Here is a 9,463-nt window from a genome sequence, read left to right on the forward strand (position 1 = left end):
GGGCATGTGGGCGTTCCCCGAGCGCTTTTCCGGGCGGTACGTGGACCTGGAGCCCCTAAGCCTGGCCCACCTCCCCGCCTTTCTCCGCCACTTTGACCCCGAGATCTACCGCTACATGTCCTACCGCCCGGAGGGGCCGGAGGAGATGGAGGCCCACCTTAGGGCCCTCCTCTCCGAGCCCGGCCGGGTGAACTGGGCCATCCTCCTAGGGGGCGAGGTGGCGGGCCGGATCTCCGTCATCGCCCCGGACCCGGTAAACCGCAAGCTGGAGCTCGGGACCCTCCTCTTCAAGCCCTTCTGGGGAAGCCCCGCCAACAAGGAGGCCAAGTACCTCCTCCTCCGCCACGCCTTTGAGGCCTTGGGGGCGGAAAGGGTGCAGTTCAAGGTCCACCTCCAAAACGAGCGGAGCCAAAGGGCCCTGGAGGCCCTGGGGGCGGTGCGGGAGGGGGTGCTTCGCAGGAACCGCAGGCTCAAGGACGGCACCTTTCGCGACGACGTGATCTATAGCATCCTCCGCGAGGAGTGGCCTTCGGTGAAGGCCCGCCTCGAGGCCCGGCTCTATGGAGGCCCTTAGCCTCCTGGTGGTCCTCCTGGCCTACCTGGGCCTGGCCCTGGGGGGCCTGCCGGGCTACCGCATGAACCGGGCGGGGGTGGCCCTGGTGGGGGCGAGCTTTCTGGTCCTCCTGGGCCCCTTAGACCTGGAGGAGGCCTGGAGGGCTTTAGACGCCCACACCCTGGTCTTCCTCTTCGGGGTCATGGTCCTGAACGCCCAGCTGGGCTACGCGGGCTTCTTCGCCTTGGCCGTGCGGGGGCTCTTACGCCTTGCCAGGACCCCCTTCGCCCTCCTCGTCCTCCTCACCTTGGGGGCGGGGGGGCTTTCCGCCCTCTTCCTCAACGACACCATGGCCCTCCTCCTCACCCCCCTCCTCCTCGGCCTTGCCCGGGGCCTCGGGCTCAACCCCGTCCCCTACCTGCTGGCCCTCATGGGGGCGGTGAACACGGGAAGCCTCATGGCTCCCACGGGCAACCCCCAGAACATCGTGGTGGCGAGCCTCTCCGGGCTTTCCTACCTGGACTTCGTAAGGGCCCTTTCCCCCGTGGCCCTCTTCGGCCTCCTCCTCCAGGTGGCCCTGCTCGCCCTCCTCTACCCGGAGGTGCGGAGCCTGAGGCCCCTGCCCCCCCTCCCCCCCGTGCGGGCCCGGGTCCATCCGGGCCTCCTCCGCAAGGGGCTTCTGGTCACCCTGGGCCTCCTCCTGGCCTTCCTCCTGGGCTACCCCATGGCCCAGGGGGCCCTGGTGGCCGCGGGGCTCCTCCTCTTCACCCGCAGGCTCCGCTCCGAGCGCTTTTTCCTACGGGTGGACTGGGAGCTTCTCGTGATGTTCGGCGGGCTTTTCGTCCTCACGGAGGGGGTGCGGCGGCTGGGCCTGGCCGAGGGGCTTCTCCCCTTGGCCGAGACCCCTTTGGGCCTGCTCCTTTCCTCCACCCTCCTTTCCCTCCTCATCTCCAACGTGCCCGCGGTCCTCCTCCTTGCGGGGCACGTGGAGGGGAAGGAGGCCTGGCTCCTCCTCGCCGGGGGGAGCACCCTGGCGGGGAACCTCACCCTGCTGGCCAGCGTGGCCAACCTCATCGTGGCCGAGGGGGCCGGGCGGGAGGGGGTGCGGCTGGACGTGTGGACCCACCTCCGCTTCGGCCTGCCCCTCACCCTCCTCGGCCTGGGCTTCCTCTACCTGTGGCTGGCCTGACCTACCGGAGGCGCGCCTCCAGCCACCCCCCTATGGCCAGGACCCGGCCGTCCTCCCCGTAGGGCCCCACCACCTGCACCCCCACGGGCATCCCCTCCACCCGGGCAAAGGTCAGGGTGAGGGTGGGCACCCCCAGGAGGCTGAAGGGGAGGGTGAGGGTGATGAAGGCCTCCCGGTGGCTCTTGGGGCCGGACTCCAGCTCCACCACCTCCGTGCCCAGGGGCGGGGCGGGGAGGGGCTGGGTGGGGAGGAGGAGGGCGTCCACCCCCCGGAGGGCCTTGGCGAGCTCCAGCCTCAGGGCCTCCCGCTCGGCCACCGCGTCCCGGTAGTCCTTCTCCGTGAGCTTGAGCCCTTCCTCCAGGGCGAGGCGCACCTGGGGGGAGAAGCCCTCGGGGTGCTCCTTAAGGGCCTTTTCGTGGATGCGGGCCGCCTCGTAGCGGGTGAGCCGGGTGTAGACCTCATAGGCGCTCCGTAGGGGCAAGGACACCTCCCGCACCTCGGCCCTAAGGCCCGGAAGGTCTTCCAAAAGCCTTTGGAAGGCCTTCCGCACCCCCACCCCAAGCCGCCCCTCCAGGAAGTCCAGGGGCACCCCGAAGGTGGGGTTCTGGGGGCCTTCCAGGGGGATGGCCTCCCCGGCCAGGATCTCCGTGAGGAAGTGGGCGTCCCGCACCGTCTTTGCGATGGGCCCCGCGTGGTCCGTGGAGCGGGAGAGGGGGAGGGCGCCCTCGAGGCTCACCCGGCCGTAGGAGGGCTTGAAGCCCACCACCCCGTTGAAGGCCGCGGGGATGCGGATGGACCCCCCGGTGTCCGAGCCCAAGGAGGCGAGCCCGATCCCCAGGGCCACGGCCACCGCGCTCCCCCCGCTGGAACCCCCGGCCTGGCGGGTGGGGTCCAGGGCGTTGCGTACGGGGCCGGTCCAGGGGTTTTCCCCCGTGATCCCTAAGGCGATCTCGTGCATGTTGGTCTTGGCGAAGAGGAGGGCCCCCGCCTCCCGCAGCCGCCCCACCGCCCGGGCCTCCTCGGGAAGGGGGGGAAGGGGGGCCCGGGTGCCCGCCCGGGTGGGCATGCCCCGCACGGGGAAGAGGTCTTTCACCGTGAGGGGAAGGCCGTGGAGGGGCCCCCTAAGCCGCCCCTGGCGGAGCTCCTCCGTGAGGGCCAACGCCTCTTGCCTGGCGGCTTCCTCGTCCAGGTAGGCCAGGGCGTTCCGGTCCTGGAAGGCCCGGGCCCGCTCCAGGGCCTCTTCCAAAAGGTCTAAGGGGGTGGTCTTCCCCGCTTCCAGAAGGGCTTTGGCCGAGAGGAGGTCCATGCTCCATTATAAAAGCCCCCTCCTAGGGGGCGTGTGTCCCGAGCCAAAAGAGGAGGGCCTCCGCCGCCTTTGGGTTGGTGGCGATGGGGACGTTATGGACGTTGCACACCCTTAGGAGGGCCTGGACGTCGGGCTCGTGGGGCTTGGGGGTGAGGGGGTCTTGGAAGAAGAAGACCGCCAGGACCTTCCCCTCCGCCACCCGGGCCCCGATCTGCTGGTCCCCCCCGAGGGGCCCCGAGAGGACCCTTTCCACGGGAAGCCCGGTGGCCTCCTCTATCCGGGCCCCCGTGGTGCCCGTGGCCAGGAGGGGAAAGCGGGCGAGGAGGGGGCGGTGGGCCAGGCAGAAGGCCACCATCTCCTCCTTCTTGGCATCGTGGGCGATGAGGGCGAGGGCCTGCATGGGGGCATCTTAGCGTAGGCTAGGGGGCATGGGCCTTACCTTCGCCGAAGCCCAGAAAGAGGTGGACGCCTGGATTGGCCGGTTTGAGGAGGGCTACTTCCCGCCCCTCCTCATGCTGGCCCGGCTTGCGGAGGAACTGGGGGAGGTGGCCCGGGTTCTGGCCCACCGGCACGGGAAGACCCCCAAGCCCGGGGAGGAGGAGGGGGACCTGGAGGAGGAGGTGGGGGACCTCCTTTTCGTCCTCGTTTCCCTGGCCAACAGCCAGGGGATTGACCTGGAACGGGCCTTCCGAAAGGTTATGGCCAAGTACCAGGCCCGCGACGGGGCGCGCTGGACCCCAAAGGACGACGGGCCTATGCTAAAATAAATCCTTGGCCTGGGCCGTTAGCTCAATCGGTCAGAGCGGCCGGCTCATAACCGGTTGGTTGCAGGTTCAAGTCCTGCACGGCCCACCAACACCCCGCCCCAGGGCGGGGGCTTTTCGTAAGGGAATACAAAAAGTTAAACCCCGCCCAGAGGAGCGGGGCCTTTGGTGGGCGATGGTGGACTTGAACCACCGACCTCACGCTTATCAGGCGTGCGCTCTGACCAGCTGAGCTAATCGCCCCCGCACGCATCCGTTAGTCTAGCGAGAAGCCTTTTCCTCGTCAAGGGTTTGGGGACACCCCTTGGCAAGAGGCCCGCCCCGTGGTATAAGGGAAGGGTATGCCCTTCGGGGCCGGTCCACGCGAGGGGAGTTGGGGTTCTCCCCCTCCTTTTCGTGTGGACGAGCGCTAAGGCGCCCGCCTTCTTAAAGAAGGCGCGAAGAGGAGGAACGAGGCGGATGGAAGACAAGGCGACCCAGACCCCAGAAAAGACCTTCAGCATGGAAGAGGCCCTTCAGGAGACCGGGGCCAGGTTGGACAAGCGGGTGCGTCCCGGGCAGATCCTCACGGGCCAAGTGGTCTTTGTGGGTTCGGACGGTGTGGCGGTAGACATCGGCACCAAGGTAGAGGGCATCATCCCCTTCAACCAGATCACCTCCAAGCCCCTCCCCGAGGAGGAGCTCAAGGGGCTTTTGAAGCCCGGGGATGAGGTCCGGGTCCAGGTCCTGCGGGTGGACCCCGAGACCGGGCAGGTGATCCTTTCCCGGAAGAAGGTGGAGTCCACCGAGCACTGGGACCACATCCAGGCCCTGTATGAAAAGGGCGAGCCGGTCACCGTCACCGTCAAGGAAAAGGTGAAGGGGGGCGTGGTCGCCGAGCTGGACGGCGTTCAGGCCTTTATCCCCGCCTCGCAGCTGGACCTTAGGCGCATCCCCAACCTGGACGAGTACGTGGGCCAGACGATCCTGGCCAAGATCATTGAGTTCCACCGCAAGAAGGGCCGGGTGATCCTCTCCCGCCGGGCGGTCCTGGAGGAGGAGCAGAAGAGGGCCAAGCAGGCCTTCCTGCAGAGCCTCGAGCCCGGCCAGGAGGTGGAGGGCACCGTGGCCGACGTGACCGACTTCGGGGTCTTCGTGAACCTGGGGCCGGTGGACGGGCTCGTGCACCGCTCGGAGATCACCTGGGGCCGGTTCAACCACCCCCGGGAGGTCATCCGCAAAGGGGAAAAGGTCCGGGCCAAGGTCCTCTCCGTGGACCCCGAGAAGGAGCGGGTCAACCTCTCCATCAAGGCCCTCATCCCCGACCCCTGGACCACGGTGGCGGAGAAGTACCCCGTGGGCACCCGGGTACGGGGGAGGGTGGTGAGCCTCACCCCCTTCGGGGCCTTCGTGGAGGTGGAGCCGGGCCTCGAGGGCCTCATCCACATCTCCGAGCTCTCCTGGACCAAGCGGCCCAAGCACCCCTCCGAGGTGGTGAAGGAGGGGGACGAGGTGGAGGCGGTGGTCCTCAGGCTGGACCCGGCGGAGCGCCGGCTCTCCCTGGGCCTCAAGCAGACCCAGCCCGACCCCTGGCAGCTTCTGGTGGAGAAGTACCCCCCGGGCACCGTGGTCAAGGGCCGGGTCACGGGGGTGACGGACTTCGGGGTTTTCGTGGAGATTGAGCCCGGCATCGAGGGCCTGGTCCACGTCTCCGAGCTGGACTACCAGCGGGTGGAGAACCCCGCGGCCCTCTTCAAGAAGGGGGACGAGCTGGAGGTGGTGGTCCTGAACATAGACCCCACCGAGCAGCGGGTTTCCCTCTCCCGCAAGCGCCTCCTTCCCCCTCCGCCCCCCAAGGAGGTGGAGGAAAGGCCCCGCAAGCCCCAAAAGGGCAAGGAGCGGGAGCGGGGCAAGCGCAAGCCCGGCGGCCGTCGGGAGGAGAGGCGGGAGTACGAGTACGGGGCGGTGGCCGAGTACAACCTCTACGACGCCTCCGCCGTGCCCACCGCCAGCGCCAGCGTGAAGCTGGGCGACCTCTACGGCGACCTCCTGGCGAGCCTGGGCCTCGAGGAGGAGAAGAAGTAACGCCGAAGCCTTCCTGGCCCCCGGGGAAAACCCCGGGGGTTTTTTCACCCCCCGGCGAAAAGGCGTATGATGGAGCCATGCGCCCGGCCAGGCTACACCCCTGAACGGGGAGGGGCCTGGGCCGTCCCTTCCCCAAGAGGGAAGGGTTTTTTTGGGAGGAGGGAATGGAAAAGTACAACCCCCACGCCATAGAGCCCAAATGGCAGCGCTTCTGGAAGGAAAAGGGCTTCATGAAGGCCCGGGAGGAGGGGAAGAAGCAGTACGTCCTGGTCATGTTCCCCTACCCCTCGGGAGACCTGCACATGGGCCACCTGAAGAACTACACCATGGGGGATGTCCTGGCCCGCTTCCGCCGGGTGCAGGGCTTTCAGGTCCTCCACCCCATGGGCTGGGACGCCTTTGGCCTGCCCGCGGAGAACGCCGCCCTTAAGTTCGGCCTCCACCCCCGGGACTGGACCTACCAGAACATCCGCCAGGCCAAGGAGAGCCTGGAGCTCATGGGCATCCTCTACGACTGGGACCGGGAGGTGACCACCTGCGAGCCCGACTACTACCGCTGGAACCAGTGGCTCTTCATCAAGATGTGGGAGAAGGGCCTGGCCTACCGGGCCAAGGGCCTCGTGAACTGGTGCCCCAAGTGCCAGACCGTGCTGGCCAACGAGCAGGTGGTGGAGGGCCGTTGCTGGCGGCACGAGGACACCCCCGTGGAGAAGCGGGAGCTGGAGCAGTGGTACCTGCGCATCACCGCCTACGCCGAGAGGCTCCTTGAGGACCTGGAGGGCCTGGACTGGCCGGAAAAGGTGAAGGCCATGCAGCGGGCCTGGATCGGCCGCTCGGAAGGGGCGGAGATCCGCTTCCCCATAGAGGGGCGGGAGGAGGCCATCACCGTCTTCACCACCCGGCCCGACACCCTCTTCGGGGCCACCTTCATGGTCCTGGCCCCGGAGCACCCCCTCACCCTGGAGCTCGCGGCCCCCGAGCGGAAGGCCGAGGTCCAGGCCTACGTGGAGGCCGCCAAGCGCAAGACGGAGATCGAGCGCCAGGCGGAGGGGCGGGAGAAGACGGGGGTGTTCCTTGGGGCCTACGCCCTGAACCCCGCCACCGGGGAGCGCATCCCTATCTGGACCGCGGACTACGTGCTCTACGGCTACGGCACCGGGGCCATCATGGCCGTGCCGGCCCACGACGCCCGGGACTTTGAGTTCGCGAAGAGGTTCGGCCTCCCCATCCGCAAGGTGATCGAGCGGCCCGGGGACCCTTTGCCTGAGCCCCTCGAGGCGGCCTACGAGGAGCCCGGGGTCATGGTGAACTCGGGGCCCTTTGACGGCACCCCGAGCGAGGAGGGGAAGAAGAGGGTCATCGCCTGGCTGGAGGAGAAAGGCCTCGGGCGGGCCCGGGTCACCTACCGCCTAAGGGACTGGCTCATCAGCCGCCAGCGCTACTGGGGCACCCCCATCCCCATGGTCCACTGCCCGGCGTGCGGGGTGGTGCCCGTGCCCGAGGAGGAGCTTCCCGTCCTCCTCCCCGACCTCAAGGATGTGGAGGACATCCGCCCCAAGGGGAAAAGCCCCCTGGAGGCCCACCCCGAGTTCTACGAGACCTCCTGCCCCAAGTGCGGCGGCCCCGCCCGGCGGGACACGGACACCATGGACACCTTCTTTGACTCCAGCTGGTACTACCTGCGCTACACCGACCCCAAGAACGACCGCCTGCCCTTTGACCCCGGGAAGGCGGACTTCTGGATGCCCGTGGACCAGTACATCGGCGGGGTGGAGCACGCGGTATTGCACCTCCTCTACAGCCGCTTCTTCACCAAGTTCCTCCACGACCTGGGGATGGTGAAGGTGGAAGAACCCTTCCAGGGCCTCTTCACCCAGGGGATGGTGATGGCCTGGACGGACTTCGGCGAGGTGAGGGTGGAGGGGGATAGGGTCCTCCTCCCCGAGCCCACCCGCATCCTCCTGGAAACCCCCGAGCGGGAGCTTTCCCTGGAGGAGGTGAAGAAGATGGGGGCCGAGCTCCGCCCCCACCCCGACGGCACCCTTCACCTCTGGAAGCCCGCGGTGATGAGCAAGTCCAAGGGCAACGGGGTCATGGTGGGGCCCTTTGTGAAGGAGGAGGGGGCGGACATCGCCCGCATCACCATCCTCTTCGCCGCGCCTCCGGAGAACGAGATGGTCTGGACGGAGGAGGGGGTGCAGGGGGCCTGGCGCTTCCTGAACCGCGTCTGGCGCCGGGTGGCGGAGGACCGGGAGGCCCTTCTAGCCACCTCGGGGGTCTTCCAGGCGGAGGCCCTGGAGGGGGCGGAGCGGGCCCTTTACGCCAAGCTCCACCGCACCCTGAAGAAGGTCACGGACGACCTCGAGGCCCTGCGCTTCAACACCGCCATCGCCGCCCTCATGGAGTTTTTGAACGCCCTCTACGAGTACCGGCGGGAAAACCCCGTGACCCCCGTCTACCGCACCGCGGTCCGCTACTACCTGCAGATGCTCTTCCCCTTCGCCCCCCACATTGCGGAGGAGATCTGGCACTGGTTCTGGCCGGATAGCCTCTTTGAGGCGGGCTGGCCGGAGCTGGACGAGAAGGCCCTGGAGGAGGAGGCGGTGGAGGTGGCCGTCCAGGTGAACGGGAAGGTGCGGGGCACCATCCGCATCCCCAAGGACGCCCCCCTGGAGGTGGCCCTGGCCGAGGCCAAGAAGGTGCGGAACGTCCAGGCCCACCTGGAGGGCAAGGAGATCGTGAAGGAGATCTACGTGCCGGGGCGGATCCTCAACCTGGTAGTGCGGGGGTAGGGAAGGGGAGGCGGGTGGCCTCCAGGCGGGCCACCTCCCCTTCCGCGGGGGTGAGGAAGAGCCCCTCCCCCCCCGCCCAGGCCAGAAGCCGCCCGTAGCCCAGGAAGAACCCCTCCCCGTCCAAAAGGCCGTAGAGCCGGTCGGGGAGGGGGGGTTCTTCCAGGGGAAGGACGCGGGGCCTGGCCCCTTGGAAGTGGGCGAGGAGGCGCCTTAGGCGGTTTTCCCTCCGCTCCTTTGGGGTTTTGCGCCGCGCCCCGGGGAGGGGCGGGGCGAGCCTAAGCCTTAGGTCCTTCCGCCAGCGTAGGGCCTGGTACAGCGCCTCCGAGCCCAGGACCAGGGCCTCCACCGGGTTTAGGGCCTCCAGCTGGAGGAGGCGGAAGGCGGGGTCCAGGAGGCCGTCCGTGTCCGCCACCGCGGGGCTTCCCGGCGGGATGAGGCGGGCCAGGCGCAGGGCCCCCACCACCGCCCGGGCCTCGAGGCCCCTCGGGGAAAGCCCTGATACCCCTTTACGTAGATTCCTTCACCCTAGGCCACCAGTGAAAGAGGGTATGCCTGCGCACCGTGGCTGGGTCCTCCTCAAGGGTCCGGCACCGCTCGGCCACCACCCCCATCATCTCCTCCAGGGTCGCAAAGTACCGGTTGGCCACCGCCTCGTTCACCAACGGCCACACCCGCTCCGCCGGTTGCAGCTCAGGACTGTAAGGTGGCAGAAAGACCAAGCGGATCCCCTCCGGTACCTCCAACCGCCCAGACGTGTGCCACCCCGCCCGGTCCAAAACCACCCAGGCCTCCCCC

Annotated in this window: 8 protein-coding genes, 2 tRNA genes and 1 pseudogene; 6 read left to right on the top strand and 5 right to left on the bottom strand. The window is 68.4% G+C overall.

The window, feature by feature from the left end:
• The first annotated feature begins 4 nt into the window (after positions 1–4).
• Together B043_RS0104970 and B043_RS0104975 are read left to right on the top strand one after the other, a co-directional pair.
• Positions 5–574: a GNAT family N-acetyltransferase gene (locus B043_RS0104970; protein WP_018461166.1), complete on the top strand. Its 570-nt coding sequence runs from the start codon at positions 5–7 to the stop codon at positions 572–574.
• On the top strand, positions 561–1,742 hold the full coding sequence (locus B043_RS0104975) for an SLC13 family permease (protein WP_018461167.1): 1,182 nt from the start codon (positions 561–563) through the stop codon (positions 1,740–1,742). The genes B043_RS0104970 and B043_RS0104975 overlap by 14 nt, the downstream gene beginning before the upstream one ends.
• Position 1,743: 1 nt before the next feature.
• Here the strand turns inward: B043_RS0104975 and B043_RS0104980 are convergent, their stop codons facing one another.
• Both B043_RS0104980 and B043_RS0104985 read right to left on the bottom strand, forming a co-directional pair.
• The gene (locus B043_RS0104980; protein WP_018461168.1) at positions 1,744–3,048 is read right to left on the bottom strand and encodes an amidase; all 1,305 of its coding nucleotides are present in this window, start codon (positions 3,046–3,048) and stop codon (positions 1,744–1,746) included.
• Between the two features lie 22 nt (positions 3,049–3,070).
• Positions 3,071–3,448 carry a methylglyoxal synthase gene (locus B043_RS0104985; RefSeq protein WP_016330059.1) on the bottom strand — a complete coding sequence of 126 codons (378 nt, stop codon included), beginning with the start codon at positions 3,446–3,448 and terminating at the stop codon, positions 3,071–3,073.
• Between the two features lie 28 nt (positions 3,449–3,476).
• Between B043_RS0104985 and B043_RS0104990 the strand changes: the two genes are divergently transcribed.
• Positions 3,477–3,815, top strand: coding sequence for a nucleotide pyrophosphohydrolase (locus B043_RS0104990; protein WP_018461169.1), 339 nt, complete (start codon positions 3,477–3,479; stop codon positions 3,813–3,815).
• 11 nt (positions 3,816–3,826) lie between these two features.
• Positions 3,827–3,903: transfer RNA gene (locus tag B043_RS0104995), tRNA-Ile, on the top strand.
• Between the two features lie 75 nt (positions 3,904–3,978).
• Here B043_RS0104995 and B043_RS0105000 read toward each other — a convergent pair.
• Positions 3,979–4,055 (bottom strand) — tRNA-Ile (locus B043_RS0105000).
• A 216-nt stretch (positions 4,056–4,271) separates the two neighbouring features.
• On the opposite strand from B043_RS0105000, the gene B043_RS0105005 reads away from it, so the two are divergent.
• Positions 4,272–5,876 carry a 30S ribosomal protein S1 gene (locus B043_RS0105005; RefSeq protein ID WP_018461170.1) on the top strand — a complete coding sequence of 535 codons (1,605 nt, stop codon included), beginning with the start codon at positions 4,272–4,274 and terminating at the stop codon, positions 5,874–5,876.
• Positions 5,877–6,040: 164 nt separating this feature from the next.
• Positions 6,041–8,668 carry a leucine--tRNA ligase gene (gene leuS / locus B043_RS0105010; protein WP_018461171.1) on the top strand — a complete coding sequence of 876 codons (2,628 nt, stop codon included), beginning with the start codon at positions 6,041–6,043 and terminating at the stop codon, positions 8,666–8,668.
• Here leuS and B043_RS12240 read toward each other — a convergent pair.
• Both B043_RS12240 and B043_RS12590 read right to left on the bottom strand, forming a co-directional pair.
• Positions 8,646–9,161 (bottom strand): annotated as a pseudogene (locus B043_RS12240) (Clp1/GlmU family protein); the annotation flags it as partial. The gene leuS and the pseudogene B043_RS12240 sit on opposite strands and share 23 nt — an antisense overlap.
• Before the next feature lie 13 nt (positions 9,162–9,174).
• The coding region (locus B043_RS12590) for a transposase (RefSeq protein ID WP_018461173.1) at positions 9,175–9,463 on the bottom strand (289 nt) is incomplete at its 5' end.

This window comes from Thermus oshimai DSM 12092 (assembly GCF_000373145.1).
Taxonomy (GTDB): Bacteria; Deinococcota; Deinococci; order Deinococcales; family Thermaceae; genus Thermus; species Thermus oshimai.

What these genes read in the sequence shown, in the direction of transcription:
- B043_RS0104985 (WP_016330059.1), bottom strand. Translation starts at nt 3,448, where the DNA reads ATGCAGGCCCTCGCCCTCATCGCCCACGATGCCAAGAAGGAGGAGATG.
- B043_RS0104975 (WP_018461167.1), top strand. Translation starts at nt 561, where the DNA reads ATGGAGGCCCTTAGCCTCCTGGTGGTCCTCCTGGCCTACCTGGGCCTG.
- B043_RS0104980 (WP_018461168.1), bottom strand. Translation starts at nt 3,048, where the DNA reads ATGGACCTCCTCTCGGCCAAAGCCCTTCTGGAAGCGGGGAAGACCACC.
- leuS (WP_018461171.1), top strand. Translation starts at nt 6,041, where the DNA reads ATGGAAAAGTACAACCCCCACGCCATAGAGCCCAAATGGCAGCGCTTC.
- B043_RS0105005 (WP_018461170.1), top strand. Translation starts at nt 4,272, where the DNA reads ATGGAAGACAAGGCGACCCAGACCCCAGAAAAGACCTTCAGCATGGAA.
- B043_RS0104970 (WP_018461166.1), top strand. Translation starts at nt 5, where the DNA reads ATGTGGGCGTTCCCCGAGCGCTTTTCCGGGCGGTACGTGGACCTGGAG.
- B043_RS0104990 (WP_018461169.1), top strand. Translation starts at nt 3,477, where the DNA reads ATGGGCCTTACCTTCGCCGAAGCCCAGAAAGAGGTGGACGCCTGGATT.